Source organism: Pseudoalteromonas sp. CnMc7-15 (genome assembly GCF_022347925.1).
GTDB lineage: Bacteria > Pseudomonadota > Gammaproteobacteria > Enterobacterales > Alteromonadaceae > Pseudoalteromonas > Pseudoalteromonas ruthenica.
This window is the reverse complement of sequence record NZ_JAKRFT010000004.1, coordinates 134,985-157,863: the sequence shown is the minus strand read 5'-3', so window position 1 is coordinate 157,863 and position 22,879 is coordinate 134,985. Positions and strand designations below refer to the sequence as shown.

General features: G+C 46.1%; 16 protein-coding genes, 1 other RNA gene and 1 CRISPR repeat array. Of the genes, 13 read left to right on the top strand and 4 right to left on the bottom strand.

Annotated features, from left to right (window positions below):
• The first annotated feature begins 90 nt into the window (after positions 1-90).
• The 8 genes from MHM95_RS11140 (at position 91) to cas6f (ending at position 10,978) form a co-directional block, all read left to right on the top strand.
• Positions 91-1,026: a general glycosylation pathway protein gene (locus MHM95_RS11140; protein WP_045978141.1), complete on the top strand. Its 936-nt coding sequence runs from the start codon at positions 91-93 to the stop codon at positions 1,024-1,026.
• A gap of 56 nt (positions 1,027-1,082) precedes the next feature.
• A complete protein-coding gene (locus MHM95_RS11135; protein WP_239385296.1) occupies positions 1,083-2,264 on the top strand; it encodes a response regulator in 1,182 nt (393 codons plus the stop codon).
• A 327-nt stretch (positions 2,265-2,591) separates the two neighbouring features.
• Positions 2,592-3,605 carry a type I-F CRISPR-associated endonuclease Cas1f gene (gene cas1f / locus MHM95_RS11130; RefSeq protein WP_239385295.1) on the top strand — a complete coding sequence of 338 codons (1,014 nt, stop codon included), beginning with the start codon at positions 2,592-2,594 and terminating at the stop codon, positions 3,603-3,605.
• Positions 3,602-6,991, top strand: coding sequence for a type I-F CRISPR-associated helicase Cas3f (cas3f, locus tag MHM95_RS11125; protein WP_239385294.1), 3,390 nt, complete (start codon positions 3,602-3,604; stop codon positions 6,989-6,991). Before cas1f ends, cas3f begins: the two co-directional genes overlap by 4 nt.
• Entirely contained in the window at positions 6,976-8,334 is a 1,359-nt protein-coding gene (gene csy1, locus MHM95_RS11120) for a type I-F CRISPR-associated protein Csy1 (protein WP_239385293.1), read from the top strand. The genes cas3f and csy1 overlap by 16 nt, the downstream gene beginning before the upstream one ends.
• A 1-nt stretch (position 8,335) precedes the next feature.
• Complete coding sequence (gene csy2 / locus MHM95_RS11115; RefSeq protein WP_239385292.1) at positions 8,336-9,328, top strand: type I-F CRISPR-associated protein Csy2; 993 nt, start codon at positions 8,336-8,338, stop codon at positions 9,326-9,328.
• A gap of 18 nt (positions 9,329-9,346) precedes the next feature.
• A complete protein-coding gene (csy3, locus tag MHM95_RS11110) occupies positions 9,347-10,330 on the top strand; it encodes a type I-F CRISPR-associated protein Csy3 (RefSeq protein WP_239385291.1) in 984 nt (327 codons plus the stop codon).
• 9 nt (positions 10,331-10,339) lie between these two features.
• On the top strand, positions 10,340-10,978 hold the full coding sequence (cas6f, locus tag MHM95_RS11105; RefSeq protein WP_239385290.1) for a type I-F CRISPR-associated endoribonuclease Cas6/Csy4: 639 nt from the start codon (positions 10,340-10,342) through the stop codon (positions 10,976-10,978).
• Between the two features lie 146 nt (positions 10,979-11,124).
• Positions 11,125-12,412: a CRISPR direct-repeat array (repeat unit 28 nt; unit sequence CTTCACTGCCGAACAGGCAGCTTAGAAA).
• Between the two features lie 266 nt (positions 12,413-12,678).
• Here cas6f and ssrA read toward each other — a convergent pair.
• Positions 12,679-13,036: a transfer-messenger RNA gene (gene ssrA, locus MHM95_RS11100) on the bottom strand.
• A gap of 256 nt (positions 13,037-13,292) precedes the next feature.
• Between ssrA and MHM95_RS11095 the strand changes: the two genes are divergently transcribed.
• Positions 13,293-14,918 (top strand): FapA family protein, encoded by a 1,626-nt coding sequence (locus MHM95_RS11095; protein WP_239385289.1) that lies wholly within the window; start codon positions 13,293-13,295, stop codon positions 14,916-14,918.
• 13 nt (positions 14,919-14,931) lie between these two features.
• Here MHM95_RS11095 and rnt read toward each other — a convergent pair whose 3' ends face one another.
• The gene (gene rnt / locus MHM95_RS11090) at positions 14,932-15,612 is read right to left on the bottom strand and encodes a ribonuclease T (RefSeq protein WP_026111206.1); all 681 of its coding nucleotides are present in this window, start codon (positions 15,610-15,612) and stop codon (positions 14,932-14,934) included.
• Positions 15,613-15,792: 180 nt separating this feature from the next.
• Here rnt and MHM95_RS11085 point away from each other — a divergent pair, with 180 nt between their 5' ends.
• The gene (locus tag MHM95_RS11085; protein ID WP_045978129.1) at positions 15,793-16,659 is read left to right on the top strand and encodes an OmpA family protein; all 867 of its coding nucleotides are present in this window, start codon (positions 15,793-15,795) and stop codon (positions 16,657-16,659) included.
• 16 nt (positions 16,660-16,675) lie between these two features.
• On the opposite strand, the gene MHM95_RS11080 is transcribed toward MHM95_RS11085, so the two are convergent.
• The gene (locus MHM95_RS11080) at positions 16,676-17,026 is read right to left on the bottom strand and encodes a hypothetical protein (RefSeq protein ID WP_138547863.1); all 351 of its coding nucleotides are present in this window, start codon (positions 17,024-17,026) and stop codon (positions 16,676-16,678) included.
• 63 nt (positions 17,027-17,089) lie between these two features.
• Entirely contained in the window at positions 17,090-19,066 is a 1,977-nt protein-coding gene (mnmC, locus tag MHM95_RS11075; RefSeq protein WP_239385288.1) for a bifunctional tRNA (5-methylaminomethyl-2-thiouridine)(34)-methyltransferase MnmD/FAD-dependent 5-carboxymethylaminomethyl-2-thiouridine(34) oxidoreductase MnmC, read from the bottom strand.
• Positions 19,067-19,252: 186 nt separating this feature from the next.
• Between mnmC and fabB the strand changes: the two genes are divergently transcribed.
• The 3 genes from fabB (at position 19,253) to MHM95_RS11060 (ending at position 22,720) form a co-directional block, all read left to right on the top strand.
• Positions 19,253-20,467 carry a beta-ketoacyl-ACP synthase I gene (gene fabB, locus MHM95_RS11070; protein ID WP_022945657.1) on the top strand — a complete coding sequence of 405 codons (1,215 nt, stop codon included), beginning with the start codon at positions 19,253-19,255 and terminating at the stop codon, positions 20,465-20,467.
• Between the two features lie 104 nt (positions 20,468-20,571).
• Positions 20,572-21,687, top strand: a complete 1,116-nt coding sequence (locus MHM95_RS11065) for a 4-phosphoerythronate dehydrogenase (RefSeq protein ID WP_239385287.1) — start codon at positions 20,572-20,574, stop codon at positions 21,685-21,687.
• A 16-nt stretch (positions 21,688-21,703) separates the two neighbouring features.
• Positions 21,704-22,720 (top strand): aspartate-semialdehyde dehydrogenase, encoded by a 1,017-nt coding sequence (locus MHM95_RS11060; RefSeq protein ID WP_239385286.1) that lies wholly within the window; start codon positions 21,704-21,706, stop codon positions 22,718-22,720.
• Positions 22,721-22,879 lie beyond the last annotated feature (159 nt).

The window sequence follows — 22,879 nt, the reverse complement described above, 5'->3', positions numbered from 1 at the left end:
AAATTTAAGGTACTGAACACGAAAAGAAAAATAGAGTTGGCACTAATTCTGCGGCGGTCTTTGCCAAGCAAGGGGTTAAGGAGCACCGACATGGGTATTAGTTACCTGAGCGTGATTGAACGCTACCAAGAGCATCATAGCGTCATCACCCCCTTACTCGATGCACTTATTCAGTCTTTGCAAGCCCACCCGCAGTGGCAAAACCAGCCACACCTTGCTTTTGCAAAGCTATGCCAACATTACCATTTTGCTGAGCTGTGTTATTTACTTGATAGCAACGCGGTGCAACTGAGTGCCAATATCGATAACAAAGGGAATACCCTGCACGGGCAGGGGTGTAGTCGAGCCTCTCGGCCTTACTTCACGGCGCAGCAGCAGGGCCAATTTACACTCAGCGAACCTTACATCTCTTTAGCCACCGGCAACCTATGTGTGTCGGTGATGGCCCCTTGCCACCAAGGTAGCGACAACCAAGGCTATGTAGTGGTTGATATTCACCTCGCTCAGCTGGTGGAGTATGTGATGGGGGACCGTTCTCGAAGCCGTTTTAGTGGCGTATTTAAAGCCGGCTACAGTGTCATTGTTATGAGCTTATTTACACTGGTATTAGTGCTTATGTACACCGTTAGCATGGAAATTTGGCACTTATTGCTGAGTCTAAATGGTGATAGCGACCCGCTGCAGCCTTTTGGCATTATTATCTTTATTACCTTAGCGTTATCCGTATTTGACTTAGGTAAAACCATCCTCGAGGAAGAAATTTTAATGCACAAAGATATCTTCCGTCACAGTTCTACGCGACGAACAATTACGCGATTTATTTCCACTATCCTTATTGCCATCTCCATTGAAGCGTTATTGACCATGTTCAAGGCTTCTTTGGGGCAGACAGAGTACACCACCGCCGCGCTGCTGATGATGTTGAGTGTGATGGGGTTGCTGATAGGGCTAGGCGTGTATGTTTATCTAGGTGCTAAGGCAGAGCTGCTGTTAATACAAGCTCAGCGAGCTAAAAAAGGCAGTTGAGGGCGTCTCTACTATACTTGTGGCAACGTTTGTGCGGGCCTTGGGAGTGGTGAGCTATGTATGACAACTTAAAGAACCATCAGCACTACACGGTGACTCTTTACACCCCAGATAAAGACATCGATCAGCATGCGATTGATGTGCTTAGCAGACACTTTGACCATATTTTGGTTACCAGTGATAAGCAGCAACTACTGACTGCTGTGAGCCTATCTCCCGCTGTAGTTGTGTTTATGTCTTTTGAGCATTTTGCCGACGCGCTGCAATTTTATTACACCCATTTAGAGCCAATGCAGCGCACGCCGCCCACCTTTAAGGTTGCCTACCTTATTGCTCGTAAAGACGAAGCGGACGCCTATCACGCGTTTGCCATCGACGCTATTGATGACTACGTGGTGGTGCGCCCGCTCTACGAGGTACATCGGCCGATATTAGTTGCAACCACCTTAATGCGCCAATTGGGTGTGGTGGCAGCGTCGAAGCAAGCTAAAAAGGCCCATTTTCAGCAGCTTCACCTGAGCGCTAAAGTAGAGCAGCAAATGCTTGAAGGGCTGCGACATAAAAAAGCGCTGAAAGAGGCATTTACTCACTCTATAAATGAATTACAAGCGCACATTGCGGATCAGTCCCAGCACTTGGGTGATGACGGTGAACAGGTTGATGTTAAAGAGGTAAAGGCGTTGCTTTCGCGGCTATGCTCCGATGAGTTACGACCTATGCTGCTACATTTACAGCAGCAAGCTTTAGATCTTCTGGAGCAGTGCTTGCTTAGCCGCAGTCAGCAAAGCGGTGACACTGTTGATACGTCGAAAGCCACAATCGAGCGGGTGCAGCCCTGTGTCAAAGATGCGCAAGTTAATAATGTTTTACTGGTGGATCACGATGAGGTGTCGTTGCAATTAAGCGCCCGCTGCTTAGCGCATTATCAGTGTCAGGTGGTTGAAGTACTTAATGGCCGCGAGGCACTGAAACTATTACAACAACACGCATTTGATTTAATCGTGCTGGACATTAACCTTGATGACTCCGATGGTATAAACATCGCATATCAAATTCAGCATAACCAAGGCACTAATCAGCAAACGCCCTTGATATTAATGGTCAAGCAACTGTGCAGTGTAACCAAGCAGCGCGCAAAAGACGCGGGCTTTGAGGTGTTACTGGAAAAACCTCTGACCATGAAAAGCTTAGATTCAGCGCTTACTCAGCTGCAGCGCCGTCTATCGCTAAAAGAATGAGCGCTTTTCTAATAAACACACAGCCTGTTATTCCCATGAATGTCGATGTTTTAGCGGTGGATCGCAAAAATGTTAAAACATATCCACGATAGTGTGCTTGAAGTAACCCTACTTCTACTAAAAGCAACTTTTCATACAAGACTATTAGATTTTTCTATTAATATTAGTTACCTAGTATGATAAAAATCTAAGAAAAATAAATTTCTAAAAAACTTTCACAGAATCTAGTCAAACATCCTCAACCACATTTTGACGAATGATGGCTAGTACCCTAACTTAGTGCAATGCATTAATATTTTCTACTAAACCCTTTTAAAAAGGCCTTTCATGGATGACTTAGCCCCCTTAGATTTAAAAGCAATCTTACACTCAAAACGTGCCAACTTGTATTACCTCGAATATTGTCGAGTAATGCAAAAAGATGGTCGTGTGCTGTATTTAACTGAAGCCACCAAAGAAAACCTTTACTTCAACATTCCCATAGCCAATACAACCGTGTTGTTGTTAGGCAATGGCACATCTATCACCCAAGCCGCAATGCGTATGCTGGCACAAGCTGGCGTGCTGGTCGGCTTTTGTGGAGGTGGGGGCACGCCGCTTTACATGGGCAATGAAATTGAATGGTTTACTCCACAAAACGAATACCGACCTACAGAATACTTACAAGGCTGGATGGGCTTTTGGTTTGATGACGACAAACGTTTGGCAGCGGCAAAAACATTTCAGCATGCACGTATCGACTTTCTAAAACACGTTTGGCAAAAAAACCGAGACTTAAAAACAGAGGGCTTTGACTTTGACGATAACACCATTCAAAACGCGCTCAACTCTTTTTTTACCCGAACTGAAAAAGCCATCAATTCGCAGGAACTGTTGTTAACGGAAGCTCAGCTCACCAAGGTGCTTTACAAATATGCCGCTGATGCAACGCAAAACGAAGGGTTCAAACGTCAACACCAATCAAGCCGCACACTCGATATAGGCAAAGCCAACGACTTTTTAAACCACGGAAATTACTTAGCTTATGGGTTGGCCGCTTGCACACTTTGGGTGCTTGGTATTCCTCATGGATTTGCCGTCATGCACGGCAAAACTAGGCGCGGTGCATTGGTGTTTGATATAGCCGATTTGATTAAAGATGCACTGGTGCTGCCTTGGGCATTTATCTGCGCCAAAGAAAATGCCACGGAGCAAGAATTTCGCCAGCAAATTTTGCAAGCTTTTACCTATCACAAAGCGCTTGATTATATGTTTGAGCAAGTTAAGAAAGTGGCACTGCAAAACTTAACAGAAGAGCAAATTGATGCGATAGGAAACAACCCAGCGGGTGACCAATTATGATGGTTACCTTTGTCTCTCAATGCGAAAAAAACGCCCTCAAAAAAACACGACGAGTACTCGACGCCTTTGCCAATCGAATTGGCGACAATACATGGCAAACCGTGATCACCCAAGACGGACTCGATACCGTTAAAAAGATGCTGCGCAAAACCGCCAGCCGCAGTACCGCTGTGAGCTGCCATTGGATTAGAAGCCGCGCCCGCAGCCAATTTTTATGGGTGATTGGCAATAAGAATAAGTTTAATTTGGAAGGTGTAGTGCCGGTTAACAGAACTTTGCTCAATCTTGAACACAAAGAATGGGAACAAGGTTGGCAGTTGAATGAAATCATTTTACTAGCAACAAGTCTTGCTGGGTTATTCCACGATTTTGGCAAAGCTAATACCTTATTTCAGGCCAAACTGGCGGGCAAAACCAAGCAAAAAGGTGAGCCTTATCGTCACGAATGGGTATCGCTAAGGTTATTTGAAGCACTAGTAAAACATAAAGCGGATGAAGTTTGGCTAACTGAGCTTGCAATGCTCACTCCTAGTAAAGCGAGTGAATTAGAGCAATTCATGCTCACTAATATGTGCAAAGATAATGAAAAACAACAGCGCGTGTTTGAGCATTTATCGCCACTTGCAAAGCTCGTCGCTTGGTTAGTGGTATCGCATCACAGGCTGCCATTAGATCACACCAAAGTGGCAAAAATTGATCAAATGGAACAATGGTTAAATACTTGTGGTGCAAGTCATTGGAACTCTGCCAATGCGTTAGATCTAAGCGCCTATGGTGAAGATGCTATTACCCAAAACTGGCAGTTTGAATTTGGTACACCTTTAGTAAGTCAAACTTGGCAAATCAAAGCGAAAAAGCTTGCAACAAGAGCCTTAAAGAACCCTGCTATCAGTGCAATGAATATGGATTGGCTTGGGCAAACTTTCGTTGCGCATATTGCGCGAATGAGCCTTATGTTGGCCGATCACTATTATTCATCATTGCCCTTTGAAAAGTGCAAATCAGCTTGGCGCGACCCAAATTATCAACCTATTGCCAATACAGATAAAACTGCAAATTTAAATAAAGCACAAGCCAAACAGCACCTTGATGAACACAACATTGGTGTTGCTGCAAATGCCCAGCGTTTTATTCAAAACCTACCTGCGCTTAAATTTACCTTGCCTGCGATTACGCAACATAGGCTGTTTACGAAAAGTGCTGCACAGGCCAAGTACCGCTGGCAAGACAAAGCGTTTAGCGAAATTAAAACAATTGCCAAAACAACCGAGAAACAAGGTTTTTTTGGAGTGAACATGGCATCAACAGGCTGCGGTAAAACCATTGCAAACGCCCGTATTATGTACGCACTTGCAGATGAAAGAGAAGGCTGCCGATTTTCAGTCGCACTTGGGTTAAGAACGCTTACGCTACAAACAGGTGATGCATACAAGTCGCTGTTAAAGTTAGGTGACGATGAATTAGGTGTACTGGTTGGTTCTCAAGCAGTGAAAACACTATACCAGTTAAGCAAAGAACAGGAAGTTATGGGTTCTGGCAGTGAATCTGCTGAAGATTTATTAGCTGATTTATGCGTCAGTTACCAAGGCCAAATTTACGACGGGCGGTTAAAACATTGGTTAAGTAGCAGCCCTAAGTTAGAACAGTTAGTCAGTGCGCCCGTGGTTGTCAGTACCATCGACCATTTAATGCCAGCCACCGAAAGTAAGCGCGGAGGTAAGCAAATAGCACCTATGTTGCGTTTACTTACCTCTGATTTGGTACTCGACGAGCCAGATGACTTTGGTTTAGAGGATTTACCCGCATTGTGTCGATTGGTGAACTGGGCAGGTATGTTGGGCTCTCGCGTTTTGTTGTCTTCGGCCACTTTGCCACCTGCGCTGATTAAAACGCTATTTGACGCTTATCAAAGTGGCAGAGAACACTTTAATCAAGCGCAGTTTGGTGATCATCAAAAATGCTCAGTGGTGTGTGCGTGGGTCGACGAGTTTTCGAGTGTTACTAAAGAAATTAGTAATAAAGAGCATTACCTAGAACAACACAACGCCTATGTTAAAAAGCGAATTACAAAATTACAAAAACAACAGCAAGTATTGAGAAAAGGCCAAATTGCGCCAATCGAGTTTGAACAAAGCGATACCGTTTATCAGCAAGTTGCTAACACAATTTACACGAATGTTTTTAAGCTTCATGCCAAGCATCACAGTCAAAGCCCTTGCGGTAAAAAAGTGTCGCTTGGTGTAGTGCGAATGGCGAATATTAACCCTATTGTTGCTACAGCAAAGGCACTATTTGCCATAACCGCTATGCCAGACCATGAAGTGTTTTACTGTGTATATCACTCACAATACCCGTTGGCGCTGCGCTCTTATAAAGAAACTCGCCTCGACAATATATTATCAAGGCATGATGAAAACGCCCTTTGGCAACAGCCAGAAATTAAACAAGCGTTAAAAACCAGTAAGGCAAATAACTTGATATTTGTGGTTTTAGGCACTTCGGTTGTCGAAGTAGGTCGTGATCATGATTACGACTGGGCGATTGCCGAACCAAGTTCAATGCGCTCATTAATTCAACTAGCTGGTCGTATTCAGCGCCATCGCCAGCAAACACCAAGCGACAGTAATTTGTATGTGTTAGAGCAGAATATTCGAGCTCTTAAGGGGGAAAATTCGGCGTATTGTAAACCCGGTTTTGAAAGCAAAGCATTACCACTTGGCGATCATAATCTTAAAAACTTGCTCAGCACTGAACTTGACAATATTTCTGCGATATCGCGAATAGTCGAGCCCGAATTTAAGGGGAGCGACTTTATGTTCGACCCTCAAAGTAACGAATCACAAGCGAATAAAACAACAAGTTTTTTAGTACAAGAGCATCGTGCCCTGCGCTTTGCATTAGAAAAAACAATGGGTGAAAAGTACAAGTTGCCACTATACCGTAACTACAAAGAAGCCAATTTATGGTGGCGCTCAAGCAAATCGTATGATGCGAATTGGAACGCCGAATTTATTCGCCAAACCGAGTTTAGACAGTCGCAACCACAAGAAGCATTTATTTTACATGTTGAAGACGAAACACTTTGCTGGAGCCAACTCGATACCAGTAGAAAACCTTATTGTTACGTCAGCAAGCAATCACGGTTTTTGCAAGATGATACAGCTTTGGCAGATGGTTGCCATTGGTGGTTTGCACACAGTGTTATTGGTGTTTATCAACATTACGCCGACGCACTTAATTTATCCTTACAAAAAGCCAGTGAACAATTAGGCGCAGTCAGTTTACGTGCCGAGCAGAATGAACAATCCATTACTTGGAGTTGGCACCCCCAATTGGGAATTTATGAAAATATAACAACGAAGGAAGACGAATGGACAGCACTTTGAGCGATGCCATTGCCGATTATATCGAGCAGCGCAAGCAAACTAAGCTCGAGCCACTTTTAAAAGCCTTAAATAAAGTGCTCGAAAAAAGCGACGATCCTGTTGTCATAGCACAGGCCAAAGCCGATTATGCAGAACAAGCTGCACCAATAGAAGCTGCGTTTAAACCGGATGTTTGGTTAACCGATGCAACAAAACGCGCCAAGCAAATTAGCTTGGCAACCCATGCGCCTAAATATACTCATAGTGATGCTAAAGCTAGTAGCATGCTAGTTACTCAGCATGAAATAAACAGCAGCTATGTGACAACAGCTAGTTTAAAAGAAAAGGCTATTGATGCCGTTGGTAATGCAGCAGTGCATGATGTGGCTAAATTGCTAAAAATTGAAGTTGCAGGTGAAAGCTTGATAACTCAATTGCAGGCAGGCCACTTAAAGGCACTTAATGCCTTCACAGATGATGAGCAGGTGTTAAATGAGTGGCAAGCAGGCTTTAAAGAAGCATTGGGCGACGCAAAGTTGGCTGGGCATACCTTAAGTAAGCAACTTTATTACCCTGTATCGCAAAGTAACAGTAAAGATCAAGCCTATCATCTATTGATTCCGCTCACATCATCAGCGGTGTCCCAAAAGCTTCATAACGCAGTAACTCAAACGCGTTTTGGTGAAGAAGCAAAAGCGATAAAAGAGGCGCGTAAAAAAGGGCATTATCACCCGTATGAATCAGTAAGTTTTGTTGAAACGGCGATACAAAACTTTGGTGGTTCACAACCACAAAATATTTCACTTTTAAACAGTAAAAGTGAGCGTGGGAGTAAGTGCTTTTTGCTCAGTTGTGCTCCGCCAAGCTATCAAGGGCAAGTTAAAGCACCTTCAAAGCAAACGAGCTTTTTTAATCGTGAATTTAGTTATTTAACAGCACAAAATGTCAAAGAATTTAAAGCGTTTTTAGCAAACTTAAAAGACAGTGATCGTAATTTCAAAACCCGTTACAAACGCGACTTTTGGTACACACAACCCATTTTAGATGCTTTATTTGAGCGTGCCGCGATATTACAAAACCAAACTGAATTAACTGGCTGGGCAACATCGGCAGACATCAAAATGAAAAAAGCACATTGCCTATGGCTTGATGTTTTTAATGATAATGCCTCGTTTCAAGCCGAACGTGACAAACGCGAATGGCAAGATGAAGTCGCTCACGATTTTGCTACTTGGCTACTAAGGAAACTAGAAAATAAAGACGCTTACCTTTTAGGTGATAACGAGCACAGCTATTTTAAAAAGCTGTGTTTGCAGCAGCTCAAAGCGTTTGAGCGGCATACGCCAAAATTAGGAGATCTGTAATATGAGCCAATATATATTAATCAAAAAGCTTAATGTACAAAACGCCAATACTATTGCAGGGCTCACTTATGGGTTTCCTGCAATTACCAACTTTTTAGGCTTTGCTCATGCGCTTTCAAGAAAATTACCTTCAAGTTTAAACGTTAATTTAGGTGGTGTGGTGGTTATCAGCCACAAAAATCAGGTGCATGCTCGCCAGCCTAAAGGGTGGGGCGATTATGTGTTTGCATTAACCCGTAACCCACTTACATATCAAGGTAAAACAGCGCCAATTAATGAAGAAGGCCGCATGAATATGCAAATTTCTTTATTAGTTGAAGTAAAAGGGTTGGTAGCAGGTGACACCCTGACAGAAACAGATCTTAAAGCGCATTTAAAGCGGTTGATCCCAACGTTAAGACTGGCTGGTGGTCAAATACTCGGGTTTGAAGCGTGTGAACTGTTAAATACAGAAGAGCAACAAGCTTATGCATTGCGCCGTTTAATGCCGGGCTTTGTACTTATGGATCGTCACGAATACCTTGCAGCGCACTTTGAACAGCGAAAAACTGAACAAGACGATGTGTGCTTATTTGATGCTTGGTGTGATTTTGCAACATTAACTTATCGTGCAAACCCAAGTGAACATCAACAAACAGAAGATACTGTTGAGGCAGAGCAGGCAATAGTCAAAGCCAATTGGGAGTACGTACCCAAGCCTAATGCAGGCTATTTAGTACCGATTGCCACAGGCTTTTGCGCAATTTCACCTTTATATGACGCTGGTGAGGTCGCCAATGTACGAGACAATACAGTGCCTGTGACCTTTGCTGAAACCGCATACAGTGTGGGTGAGTGGCAAAGTGTGCATCGCCTTCATCACATTGAAACAGCCCTTTGGCGTTATACCGATAATCATCCGTGGTACATCGCGACCACACACGAATTTAACCAACCTATTATTGAACCTGACTTCATCGACAGCGAAGCGGCATTTAACCCAGATAATTTTTAAGAATATGGAGATTTAACCATGGCAGACGTAAAACTAAAAACCCCTTCAGTATTGGCTTTTGAAGCAAAGCTTATTCCATCTGACGCACTCATGTTTGCAGGTAATTTGGGCGCGGATACCTGGCAACCGATCTTAGTTGGTGAAAAGGCGGTTAGAGGCACTATTTCAAACAGATTAAAAGCTGCAACGGCGAATGACCCAGCGAAACTAGACGCTGAAGTTTCGAAGGCGAACTTGCAAACTGTAGATGTAGCCGCGTTACCCCATGATTGCGACACACTAAAACTCGTATTTACATTAAGAATATTGAGCGACTTGCATGTACCCTCAACTTGTAATGACCCTACTTATCAAGCTGCGCTGGGCGAGATTGTGAAGCAGTATCAAATAGAGACTGAGTTCAAAGAGCTAGCCAAGCGTTATGCTCATAACATCGCAAATGGGCGCTTTTTATGGCGCAATCGTGTTGGTGCAGAGCAAGTTAAAGTGGTTGTTAGCGTTGGCGAAAAACAATTTAGTTTCGATAGCTATGAGTTCAGCTTAAAAGCATTTGATGACAACGAGCAGCTCAATGAGTTGACACAAATGATTCAACAAGGCTTGATTGAGCAACATGCGTTTATCAAAGTTGAGGCTTACAGCCAATTAGGCCAAGGTCAAGCGGTGTTCCCATCACAAGAGTTAGTCATGGGTGGTGGCAAAGGGGATAAGAGTAAGTTTTTGTATCAACTTGATGGGCAAGCAGCGATGCACTCACAAAAAATTGGTAATGCCCTACGTACCATTGATACTTGGCACCCACAAGCCGATGAAATAGGTGCGATTGCGGTTGAACCTTATGGTTCGGTAACCAACCGTGGTGCGGCATATCGCCAGCCAAAAGAAAAAACCGACTTTTACAACTTATTAGATGCTTGGTTACTGAAAGGCAAAGCGCCCTCAATGGAACAACAACACTATGTAATGGCCATGCTGATCCGTGGTGGTGTGTTTGGGGAATAAGGAGTCGCGATGAACTACTACCAAGAAATCACCTTGCTGCCAGAGGCTGAAATACCGCTCGGATTTATATGGCAAAATGTGTTTCAGCAAGTGCATATTGCACTTGTAGAAAACAAGGTCGCACCTAACCAATCTGGGGTCGCTGTTGGCTTTCCTAATTATGGTCAAAAAGGCTTTCCGCTCGGCAATAAGCTGCGATTGTTTGCAAAAGAGCAGACACACTTAGAAAAGTTATCCATTAATAAATGGTTAACTCGTCTTGAAGACTATTGTCATATAAAAGCCATAAAACCAGTACCAGAAGACGTAACATGGGTGAGTTTTACTCGTCAGCATGTTAAATCACCTGGGCGTATTGATCGTGAGATGCAAGGAAAGGCTGAACGGTGGTCGGCTAAAAGTGGTAAGCCTTTAGTTGAATGCTTAGCAGAGCTAGAAAGCACCAAACCTTCTTCAAAATGTGACTTACCTTTTGTTTATTTACATAGTCAACAAACAAAGCAACGTTCACCAGACACCAATAGTAAATACCCTCTGTTTATTGCGTTAGCAAAAGTTGAAATTGACCAACAAGGAGTTTTCGATTGTTATGGTCTTAGCGCAAAATCAAATGGAGATAGAGAGTTGGGCTGTGTGCCACAGTTCTAACAAATAAAGGATTTTTTCCCCTTTATTTTTGTTCTTTAAAAATTTGCTTAAAATACAGCATGTTGCAACATCCTGTGAAATTAAGGTAAAACTGGGTTTTTATCTTAATAGCTTGTTGCAACTTACTTTTTTTCATTTACTCTATACTTCACTGCCGAACAGGCAGCTTAGAAAATATCAAACACCATCACCAGATGAAAAACCCCCTTCACTGCCGAACAGGCAGCTTAGAAAGATAGAGCGAATCTGGGTGATCATCTGTGATGCTTCACTGCCGAACAGGCAGCTTAGAAAAATATGGATGACCGAATCACTAAAGATTCACACTTCACTGCCGAACAGGCAGCTTAGAAATGCAAAGTGGCAGGAAGAAATGGCCAAGTTGCCTTCACTGCCGAACAGGCAGCTTAGAAACTGGACGCCGACAAAACCCTCTTGGTCTGTCACTTCACTGCCGAACAGGCAGCTTAGAAAACAACCTGGCTCACAAGAAAGGACAGCGTCACCTTCACTGCCGAACAGGCAGCTTAGAAAACAAACAAACAAAATGGCCGTTAAAATCACCACTTCACTGCCGAACAGGCAGCTTAGAAAACCGGAACTGGGTGGCGTTATGGTGATGTATTCTTCACTGCCGAACAGGCAGCTTAGAAAAGTAGCGCCACTATCGCATAAAGTTGATGACCCTTCACTGCCGAACAGGCAGCTTAGAAAGACCATGCAAACCGGTTAGCCCAGGTCATATTCTTCACTGCCGAACAGGCAGCTTAGAAACCCCCAAAGGGGACCCCCCCAAAGTGCCAGGCCTTCACTGCCGAACAGGCAGCTTAGAAAGACCAAGAAGATCATATTGCTAGATTTATTTACTTCACTGCCGAACAGGCAGCTTAGAAAATAGTAACGCTTTAAAATCCTGTTTGGTCATGCTTCACTGCCGAACAGGCAGCTTAGAAAGCCGGATGGCATCATGACAATGACCCTCCAAACTTCACTGCCGAACAGGCAGCTTAGAAAATAAGGAAACCGTCCTCGTAAAACGCATCGATCTTCACTGCCGAACAGGCAGCTTAGAAAGCTAGCACTGTCTTTGACGGTGGATAGGTGTTCTTCACTGCCGAACAGGCAGCTTAGAAAACAGCTTTGCAGATGAAAAGCAGGCTAAGTAACTTCACTGCCGAACAGGCAGCTTAGAAAATAAGGAAACCGTCCTCGTAAAACGCATCGATCTTCACTGCCGAACAGGCAGCTTAGAAAGCTAGCACTGTCTTTGACGGTGGATAGGTGTTCTTCACTGCCGAACAGGCAGCTTAGAAAACAGCTTTGCAGATGAAAAGCAGGCTAAGTAACTTCACTGCCGAACAGGCAGCTTAGAAATTTATAATTTGTGAGCCGTGATTGTCTCTAATCTTTACTGCTGAATAGGCTCCTTATCAGTGGGCTTGATGTTTTTGAGTTGCGTGTCGTTGAGTGGATTAACTGTTTTTGCCATATGTACTATTCCCTGAAGGCTCTGATATATGGGGCTTTGACGCACCCATATACTACGAGTTGGAGTGCGATGTACTAACTTAGTACATGAAATAGTACATAAACAACTGAATTTCAAAAAACGTGGGCGTACATTACAGGCATTAAAAAACCCGCTAAGCTTTGAAACTCAACGGGTTTTTAACGTTTTCGAACTTAATCGAACTGTGAAGTGGTGGAGCTGGGGGGATTTGAACCCCCGTCCGGAAAACCTCGACCATCGGTCCTACATGTTTAGTGTCGTCTTTTGGTTAACCTTTGAGTCTCGGACGCACACGATAAACAAAGGCGAGGCCGCTTAGTTTTAACCCTTCAACCCCGGCCAGGGTTTCCGTAGCGAGTCTGTGTAGGGTGACACTTCAGAACCGGGTCCACAGACATACACCGGAGAAGTGCTAGCGGGCTATTATGCCGCTAGAGCGTAGTTATCGTCGTTTGCGATTACTTTAAAATGCGGCTTTTTTACGAGGCCAACCGCACCTCGACATGCACCTCAGGCGTCTTGAATCCCGTCGAATCCTAATCAGCCCCTGAAATACGTTTCAGTATCCACAAGTATAACTGAGAGCATGACCCTACTACAAGCGAAAGCAACTGAATTTCTTATAAATCAGGCGTGTTTGCCTATTCCCTGTGCAAAAACAACACATTTGCTATAACAACTGCGAAAAGAGTATGAACAATTACTTAACAATTAAGTATGAGTATGGTCAAATAGCGCTCGATGCAAAAACACTAATAATAAAATCGTGCTCACTTGCTGGGCGCTTCTTGGAAGTAAAATAACGTGTCCCTATTTGCCTTTGATAAGCTCAGTGGCGAGGTGAGCTTAATTGATCATCCCATGAATGGCTCAGTACCTGCCAGCGCTACCCAGCTTATGGAATTACTGGCGCAATCGCCTTACGCCGACTGCGAAATCCTTGATGCCAATATCGCGGCATTATTTAATCCGTCTAAGTCTAACCAGTCACGTGTTGTAGCGCGGGTAGTCAATGCTCGTCTGAATGTTAATATCGATGAACCACTGATGATGGCAGAGGGCGAGCTCACCTGCGCTCGTGGTGGTGAAATTTTAGATTTAGACAACGCTGTGCGTCAACTTCGTGAAGCTGGAATCAAAAAAGGTATTAGTCGTAAAGCGCTTGAGTTATTGCTAGCGAAGCAGTTTGAGCTGCCACCAGGGGGGCGTGCCACGGCAATTGTTGCTGTTGGGCGTAAAGCCAAAAGTGGTGAAGATGCACGTTTTATTCGTCTATGCGCCACCGCTCAAGACCGCGTTTTATGTCCGAAAGAAGCTGAGAATGGCAAGGTGGACATGCGCGACCTTGGCGATATTATTACTGTGAAGCCGGGTAGCCCGTTAATGCAAAGAGTGCCAGCAACGGCAGGGGAACCTGGGTACAATTTATTTGGTGAGCAACTTGCGCCTAAACCCGGTCGTCAGTTCCCGCTTGAGGTCATGGAAGGCACGCGTCTAGATAGTGACAATGAGAACCTCTTGGTGGCCGACGCTGTCGGGGTGCCGGTTGCACTTGCTCGGGGTGTGCGAGTGGACGACGTGCTGTGCTATGACTTCGTTGATGCAACAACGGGGCATATTCGCTTCGAGGGCAGTGTGATTGTCAGCGGTGATGTAAAAGATGCGATGCAAATTGTCGCCACTGGTGATATCACCGTCTTGGGCTTTGTCGAATCGGCAACGCTACAAAGCGACAATGAGATCACCGTCGTTAAGGGCGTGATCGGACGCAAACGAGACGAGTCTGAACCCTGTAGTTGCCGTATTCAAGCTAAACGCAGTGTCTCTATTGGCTATGCTCAATACAGTGATATCCAATCGCAGCAAGATATCTTTATCGACCGCCAAGCACTGCACTGTGAGCTAAGCGCTCGGCGCTTAATTCGTGTTGGTCGGGGCAAAAACCCCCGAGGCAAGTTGATTGGTGGCTTTGTCAGCAATGCTTTGCGCATAGAGACTGGCGAGTTAGGTGCGCCATCGGGTACACGCACTAAAGTGTATCTGGGTCAGTATTACTATGAACTAAAACAAAAGCGTAAAACCTTAGCTGAACAGCAAAAACGCATTAACGAGAAGTTTGCTGCCTTACAGGTGCTTCGTAAAAAGGCCTTAAAAGAGGCGGATAATGACAAACGCAAACGTCAGTGCGCACATTTGGATAAGCATGAAGCTCAGTGGGTGGCCATCAAGCAAGGGGTAGAGAAGAAAAAACGACTCGTGCAACAGCGTATTAATATGTTGTTGGGCACGAGCCGTGTGCGGGTAAATGACTTAATGCACCCTGGAGTGGAGCTGAAAATTGCCCATGATATCACGCAGATATCGCGTATCTATCCGCCGCATTCAGCGCTGTTGAGTGAAGGCAAAATCACTCAACAATTTCCACTTTAAGGCACTTGCGGCCTTAGACGCCTTCGGTATTTGCCGGCGGTGTAGGCTCTTCGCTAGTCTCGGTACTAGCGAGCGGCCAGCCTCCCAAGCTTTGCCATTTGTTAACGATAAAGCAGAACAGCTCAGCGGTACGCTCTGTATCATACAAGGCGCTGTGCGCTTGGGCATTATCAAACTCGATTCCCGCAGTGCGACACGCTTTCGCCAGTACCGTTTGTCCTAACGCTAATCCGGCCAGCGACGTGGTGTCAAAGCTTACAAAGGGGTGAAATGGCGTGCGTTTAATTTTACAGCGCTCAATGGCGGCATTTAAAAAGCCATGGTCAAAGGCGGCATTATGAGCAACCACCACGGAGCGTTGGCAACCAGCGTCTTTTTGCGCTTTGCGTACAAATTTACAGATACTTTTCATTGCTTCGCTTTCATCCACCGCGCCACGCAATGGCGAGAAAGGGTCGATACCATTAAACTCAATGGCCGATTGCTCGATGTTTGCCCCTTCAAAAGGGTCAACATGAAAGTGTTGCGTTTGGTCTAGGTGCAAGTAGCCTTGCTCATCCATTTTTAATGTGGTGACAGCAATTTCAAGCAATGCGTCGGTATTTTTATTAAAGCCAGCGGTTTCCACGTCGATAACTACAGGAAAGAAGCCACGAAAGCGCTGTGCAAAGCGTGTTGGTTCTGTGTCTGCCATAATACTGCCCAAAGCCAATAAAGGCCGGCTATTATGGCAAAAACTGCGCCATGCCAACAGGGGCTAAGGTAAAATTAATCACGCCATAGTGCCATCAAGTTCGTTTTCTGTGGTACAAGTATTGCATTGCGTTTCGTACACGGTAAAAGCGTCAATGGTTCGACGAGGTATGTTCACATCATGATTAGGTTTTCATTAATTGCATTGAGTGTGTTGTTAAGTGCTCAGGCGCAGGCGGCGATGCGCAGCTACGAGGCTTCAGCACAGTCCTCGCATTGGACCTTGGTAGAAAACTCGCGTTTACAGTGCCAACTTAATCATGAAGTTCCCTATTATGGCGAAGCCATATTCCGCGCTCATGCCAGCAAAAATAAAGCCTTAAACTTTAATTTGGACATGGTTGTTCGCCCCAATAATTATGACTTAGCTGCATTGGAAGCAGTGCCGCCAAGCTGGCGCCCAGGCACCCATGCGAAAGCGTTAGCGTCAATGGAGCTACTGCGGCAATTCGATGGCGAGCTCGGTGACAGCACGGCCTGGGAGATGCTCTCAGAGCTAGAGAAGGGCAATCACCCCACTTTTTACTACCAAGATTGGCGTAACGCCCGTGATCAGGTTTCGGTAGGCTTATCGTCGGTTAATTTTAAGCAAGCGTATTGGGCGTTTTTACAATGTCGTGACGGATTATTGCCTTTTAGTTTTGAAGATATCGCGTTTACGGTGATGAATTACAAGAAAAACTCCAGCGAGTTGACCAAGTCATCGAAAAAGCGCCTCGCACAGATAGGTGAGTACCTCAAGCATGACAAAGAAATAGAGTCGGTGATGATCTCGGCCTATACCGATAGCTATGGTGGACGTTGGAATAACCTCGAACTTTCTAAACGCCGTGCGGCGGCGATTGCCGAGTATATTAAAGAGTTAGGTGTAGATGAAGGTAAGTTGGTGACTACGGGGTTTGGCGAGAAGCGCCATGTCGCTCCAAACGAGACGGTGATTGGTCGCGGCAAAAACCGTCGCGTAGTGATTCAAATAGCTAAGCCATAAGGCTCATCAGCGTAGCTTATTCGTTAGCGGCGCTGACCATGGCACTGATTTCTGTCCACTCATCACGTTGATACACACTAATGCGTACCGGATGGCCGTTTACATCATAAAACAAGGTAAAGCGGCCAATATCACTGGTAATATTCAACGGCTCACCCAGCTTACTCTGATAAAAATCAGTGACTTCGTTGTCAGTAAGTCGAGTGAAACCATCAAGCACCATGGGGTATTTCTTTTCCACGGTCATGCGGGTGGTAAAATCTTCTGGCAAAGGTAGCAAAGACAAGTCCGCATAGGCTAGGTTGCTCGCCGCTACCAAAACACTTCCTGCAAGGGTGGTAGCAAGTCGGCGAAAAGCGTTATTCATGGTTTCACTCCGATTATAAACACATCTTTATATTATAAAATTTAACCTATATTTAACCAAAAATCACTTTATTTGTCCGCGCTTTAGGTCGCGAATAATAAAACGGGCAGGGTGCAGGGCCTGATCGACACGATTTGAAATCGGCAATGGCTCATCACATAGGCTGGCCACTAGTGCCTCAGCGCACAGGGGAGCCGTGCATAAGCCTCGTGCCCCTAAGCCAGTAAACAAGTGTAAACCAGGGTTTTGATGACGCAGTGGTTGCTGGCCTTGCCACTGTCCTTTAGGTAGCAATGGGAAGGCCGCCATATAATCGTCTTGTTGCGCATATTGCCCAATAATAGGCAAATGATCGGCGAGGGTTGCGCGAATAGCGGCTTTGGCACCGTTGATATTCTCCAACTCTTGAGTCCACTCGCAATCACCATAAAACCCGGCAAATTGTTGCCAATTAGTACGATCATCAGCATCGCGAATATCTCGCGCTTGGGTGTCTTTTTCAAAGGTTGCGCCCATACAATGGCTGCCATCGTGAGCCGGTGTAAAATACCCTTTGTGGCAAAGCACAGTGTTGAGCTTGCGCGAGTTATCGCTGGCGCTCAGGTGTGACACTTGACCGCGCACACTTTGTAGCGCCAACTCGTTCTCTGGCAACAGCTCAGTGGAGTGCTCCCCCATACAAATAAATACATCGCTAAAACCGTCATAGCCCTGGTTTTTGCATAGCAACTGCCACCGCTCACCCACGCGATTAACAGCCGTAACCTGAGTGGCAAAATGGATGTCGAGCTGCGCCTGCCGCTTGGCTTGAGTGACCAATGCCTGCACCAGTTCCACGGGGCTAACCCAGCCCGCATCAGGGATGAATAAACCACCATAGGGAGTATCAATGCCGGCAATATCGCTGGCTTGCTTCGCATCTACACCCTGTATCAACCACTGCGGCCAATTGTTCTTACTGAGCAAGTTGGCATGGCGTTTTTGTCCTTCCTCTTTAACGCCTTGTAGCAGCACGCCACACCATTGGTGGGCAAAATCAACATCGTTTGCCAGTTGCTCGTACAAGCGCTTGGCATATAAAAAGCTGTGCGCGAAGAGCTCACTGGAGGGCGATACATCTGCTTGCAAGTGCGGATACACTGCGCCTTGTTTGTTGTGTGACGCACCTTGAGCCAGTTCGTCGTCAGCGCAAAAGAGGGTGCAAGGAATATTGCGTGCCGTTAACCGGTGAGCCAATGTCGCCGCAGCAATGCCACCACCAACAATAGCAACCTTATCTAAGGGGCGGGTATGGTGAACAAATGGCGCCGGAACATTGGTGGTCGTGGTGGTACGTTCAAGCTTACCCACTATCATCTCGCGCTTGCGGCCATAGCCTTTCACTTTATTCACCTTGAACCCGGCTTGCTGAAGCCCTCGGCGTACAAAGCCTGCAGCGGTGAAGGTGGTAAAGGTGGCGGCTTCGCGACCAAGATGTGCCATGGCATCGAACAAAGACTGCTGCCACATATCAGGGTTTTTACTCGGGGCGAAGCCATCTAAAAACCACGCATCGACGAGACCATGCTGATTGAAGTTCATCTGCTCAATGCTATCAAGCACATCGCCGATCCATAAATCCAAGGTAACTTCGCCAAAGTGCAGGCGATGGCAACCAGGCAAGGCCTCAGGGTACTGTGCCACCAGTTGCTCACTGTAATGGCTCAGTTGCGGCCAGGCTGCTAGAGCTCGGGCTAAATCCTGACGCTGGATAGGGAATTTTTCAAAGGAAATAAAATGCAGCCGGGTGGCTTTTTTCTCTGTTTGGGTGGCAAAGCGTTGCCATGCGTTCAAAAAGTTTAAACCCGTACCAAATCCTGTTTCGGCAATGACAAATTGCTCGCGCGGATGACTGCGTAGTCGCTCACTGATGTGGTTATGCTGATAAAATACATAATCAGATTCTGCCAGGCCGTCTTCATTAGAGAAGTAAACATCGTCAAAATCATCGGCGACGGGGGTGCCACAGTCATTAAAATGGATTTTAGCGTGGGTAATCATTTTGGCTCTTTGAGTAAGTCTTTGCCCACTATTTTAGCGACTTTACAGCGGTGCGTATATTGTCACTAAAAGATCATCTCGGGCGCTTGAAAATTTCAGTGTACATATGTACGCTGGAATGACCACTTCGGAATCAGTTTCCGCGTAAACTATACGCAATTTAGATCTAAGCTAAGGTAAATTCTCATGAGAAGAGCCGTCATTACGGGTATCGGTGTTGTCTCTAGCATCGGTAATAATAAAGAAGAAGTACTGGAATCTCTAAAAACGGGTAAAAGTGGTATTGCCTTTAACCCTGAATTTGCAGAATACAATTTGCGTAGCCAGGTCTCTGGCCACATTGATATTAATGTTAAAGATCACGTTGACCGCAAAGCCCACCGCTTTATGGGTGATGCAGCGGCCTATTCTTATATCTCAATGGCTCAGGCCATTGCTGACGCTAAACTCACCGACGAGCAAGTGTCTAATGAGCGCACCGGATTGGTTGTTGGCTCTGGTGGTGGCTCATCGAAGTATCAGGTGGAAGCCGCCGATATTCTTCGCGAGAAAGGAGTTAAGCGGGTAGGCCCATACATGGTCCCGCGCACCATGGCTAGCACCACCTCGGCGTGTTTAGCCACGCCGTTTAAAATTAAAGGTGTGAATTACTCTATCAGTTCGGCCTGTGCCACCTCGGCGCATTGTATTGGCCATGCGGTAGAGCAAATTCAACTAGGCAAGCAAGATGTTATTTTCGCCGGTGGCGGTGAAGAGCTGCACTGGACCCTTGCGATGGAATTTGATGCTATGGGCGCCTTGTCGACCAAGTATAACGATGCGCCAGAAAAGGCGTCTCGTACTTATGATGCTAACCGAGATGGCTTTGTCATCTCTGGTGGCGGCGGTATCGTCGTGGTTGAAGAGCTAGAGCATGCATTGGCCCGTGGCGCGCATATCTACGCCGAAATTACCGGTTACGGTGCAACTTCTGATGGCTTCGATATGGTGGCACCATCGGGCGAGGGCGCCGTTCGCTGTATGAAACAAGCGATGCAAAACTTGCAGGGTCCTGTTGACTATCTCAATACCCACGGCACCTCAACGCCAGTGGGCGACGTCAAAGAGCTCGGTGCAATTCAAGAGCTATTTGGTGAGCAGTCACCGGCTATTAGCGCCACTAAAGCAATGACGGGTCATGCGCTCGGCGCAGCCGGTGTCCATGAAGCGATTTACTCTTTGCTTATGCTAGAGAATAACTTTGTAGCGCCATCTATCAACATTGATGAGCTGGACGAGCAAGCAAAAGGTTTGGATATAGCCACTGAGCGCCGCGATGTGGAGCTTAATACCGTGATGTCGAATAGCTTCGGCTTTGGCGGTACCAACGCCACATTGGTGATGAGTAAATACAAAGGCTAATTTTGCTGCTTTGTTAATCATAAAGCCACGCTGATGCGTGGCTTTTTGCTTTGTGTGCCAAGGGCGATTAGAATGGCGCTCCAAACTGGGCTGGGATAACTGCCATGAAGATATTAGCTGATCAAAATATGCCTTTGGTGGATGCATTGTTTTCACCGCTGGGCGATGTCGAGCGCTTCGATGGGCGCACACTCACAGCGGCACAAGCGCAGCATGCCGATGTACTGCTAACGCGCTCGGTGACCCAGGTGAACGAGCAGCTGCTAGATAGCAACACGCAACTCTCTTTCGTTGGCACGGCGACCATTGGTATCGATCATATCGACCAAGGGTATTTGCAAAGCCGTAGTATTCCTTTTACCAATGCCCCAGGTTGCAATGCCATTGCGGTGGCAGAATACGTGCTAAGTGCCATGCTGGTGTTAGCGCAGCAACAACAGTTTTCGCTATTCACCAAGAAGGTAGCTATTGTCGGTGTCGGCAATATTGGCCAATGCTTAGCCGATAAGCTCGCCGCCATCGGTGTGCAAACTATGCTTGTTGACCCGCCGCGTGCCGCGCGAGGTGATAGCGGCCAATGGTACGAACTAGAGCAAGCGTTAGCGCAAGCAGACATCATTAGCTTCCATGTGCCCTTGGTAAAAGAAGGCAGTCATCAAACGCGGCACTTACTCAATGCCGAGCGCATTGCGGCTTTAGCCAGCAACAAAGTGATCATTAATGCCAGTCGCGGTGATGTGATTGATAACGTCGCATTGCTTGCGCGTCAGCAAAGTGACAATGACCTGCATCTGGTACTAGATGTGTGGGAAAATGAGCCGCATATTCTTACTGAGCTGATGAATTATGTGGATTTAGCTACGGTGCATATTGGCGGTCATACTCTCGAAGGCAAAGGCCGAGGCACCTTTATGTTGTATCAAGCGTTATGTCAGCACTTGGGGATTCGCGCTGAAGCCACCCTCAGTGAGCTGCTGCCGACGCCGAGTTTAAATGAACTCACATTAAGTCCTAGTTGGACATTGCAGGAGCTTGGCTCGCTTGTGCACCTTATTTATGACGTTCGTCGCGATGATGCCATTATGCGTCAAGCACTCGCGACAGAGGGCTTTGATAGCCTAAGAAAGAATTATCCGGTTCGCCGTGAGCTCAGCACCTTGCGGCTGCGCGGTGATAACCCTCACCTCAGTGCGCTGGCTGCACTGGGGTTCAGTATTTAATGCCTGAGGAAATAGCATGTCGCAAAAGTTTAACGTCGCGGTATTAGGAGCCACAGGGCTCGTAGGTCGCCAAATTATCGAAACGCTCGCGGAGCGTAACTTTCCGGTTGATAACCTTTATCCATTGGCTAGCAGTCGCTCTGCCGGTGAGGAAATTGAGTTTAATGGCCAGAGCATTGAGGTGTTGGATGTCGAGCAATTCGACTTCGCTGATGCCCATATTGGTCTGTTCTCGGCTGGTGGCAGCGTGTCACAAAAATATGCTCCCATTGCCGCCGAAGCTGGTTGTATCGTCATCGATAATACCTCAGAGTTTCGCTATGAGTTTGATGTGCCACTGGTTGTGCCTGAGGTGAATGGCGTAGCGCTAGCAGATTTTCGAAATCGTAATATCATTGCCAATCCGAACTGCTCCACTATTCAGATGATGGTGGCACTGAAGCCTATCTATGACGCCTATGGCATTGATCGTATTAACGTCTCAACCTACCAAGCGGTGTCGGGGGCAGGTAAAGAGGCGGTGGAAGAGCTGGCTAAGCAAACGGCGCACTTAATGAATGGCCGGCCCATGGAAAATGAAGTTTTTAGCAAGCAAATGGCTTTTAACGTCATTCCGCAAATTGATAAGTTTGAAGACAATGGCTACACCCGCGAAGAAATGAAAATGGTGTGGGAGACGCAAAAAATTCTTGGTGATGACAGCGTATTAGTGAACCCAACAGCGGTGCGCGTGCCGGTATTTTACGGTCATGCTGAAGCGGTACACCTAGAAACACGTATGCCGGTGGATGTTGAGCACGTTAAACAGCTGCTCGATCAAGCCCCTGGCGTTGAGCTTATCAATGATGACCATGATTTTCCGACGCCGGTGACTGATGCAAGCGGCAATGACAGCGTCTATGTTGGCCGCGTGCGGCAAGATATTTCTCATCCACACGGCTTAAACCTGTGGATCGTCAGCGATAACACCCGCAAAGGTGCGGCGACCAATAGCGTACAGATTGCTGAGGCGCTCATTGCCGAATATTTGTAAAATGAAGGCCAACGGCGAGTAAGTACAGTAAAAAAGCGGCAAATTGCCGCTTTTTTCTTAGTTATCAATTGTTTCGGAGTAAAGTGAAATTCCCTTTCCGGCGTGGATATTCCCCTATATCTGGTTTATAGTTTGAAAGTGGAATAAAGCTTGCTGATA

Excerpts from the sequence above, each read along its gene's own strand:
- MHM95_RS11140 (WP_045978141.1), top strand. The coding sequence starts at position 91 with ATGGGTATTAGTTACCTGAGCGTGATTGAACGCTACCAAGAGCATCAT.
- MHM95_RS11135 (WP_239385296.1), top strand. The coding sequence starts at position 1,083 with ATGTATGACAACTTAAAGAACCATCAGCACTACACGGTGACTCTTTAC.
- cas1f (WP_239385295.1), top strand. The coding sequence starts at position 2,592 with ATGGATGACTTAGCCCCCTTAGATTTAAAAGCAATCTTACACTCAAAA.
- cas3f (WP_239385294.1), top strand. The coding sequence starts at position 3,602 with ATGATGGTTACCTTTGTCTCTCAATGCGAAAAAAACGCCCTCAAAAAA.
- csy1 (WP_239385293.1), top strand. The coding sequence starts at position 6,976 with ATGGACAGCACTTTGAGCGATGCCATTGCCGATTATATCGAGCAGCGC.
- csy2 (WP_239385292.1), top strand. The coding sequence starts at position 8,336 with ATGAGCCAATATATATTAATCAAAAAGCTTAATGTACAAAACGCCAAT.
- csy3 (WP_239385291.1), top strand. The coding sequence starts at position 9,347 with ATGGCAGACGTAAAACTAAAAACCCCTTCAGTATTGGCTTTTGAAGCA.
- cas6f (WP_239385290.1), top strand. The coding sequence starts at position 10,340 with ATGAACTACTACCAAGAAATCACCTTGCTGCCAGAGGCTGAAATACCG.
- rnt (WP_026111206.1), bottom strand. The coding sequence starts at position 15,612 with ATGGCAGACACAGAACCAACACGCTTTGCACAGCGCTTTCGTGGCTTC.
- MHM95_RS11085 (WP_045978129.1), top strand. The coding sequence starts at position 15,793 with ATGATTAGGTTTTCATTAATTGCATTGAGTGTGTTGTTAAGTGCTCAG.
- MHM95_RS11080 (WP_138547863.1), bottom strand. The coding sequence starts at position 17,026 with ATGAATAACGCTTTTCGCCGACTTGCTACCACCCTTGCAGGAAGTGTT.
- mnmC (WP_239385288.1), bottom strand. The coding sequence starts at position 19,066 with ATGATTACCCACGCTAAAATCCATTTTAATGACTGTGGCACCCCCGTC.
- fabB (WP_022945657.1), top strand. The coding sequence starts at position 19,253 with ATGAGAAGAGCCGTCATTACGGGTATCGGTGTTGTCTCTAGCATCGGT.
- MHM95_RS11065 (WP_239385287.1), top strand. The coding sequence starts at position 20,572 with ATGAAGATATTAGCTGATCAAAATATGCCTTTGGTGGATGCATTGTTT.
- MHM95_RS11060 (WP_239385286.1), top strand. The coding sequence starts at position 21,704 with ATGTCGCAAAAGTTTAACGTCGCGGTATTAGGAGCCACAGGGCTCGTA.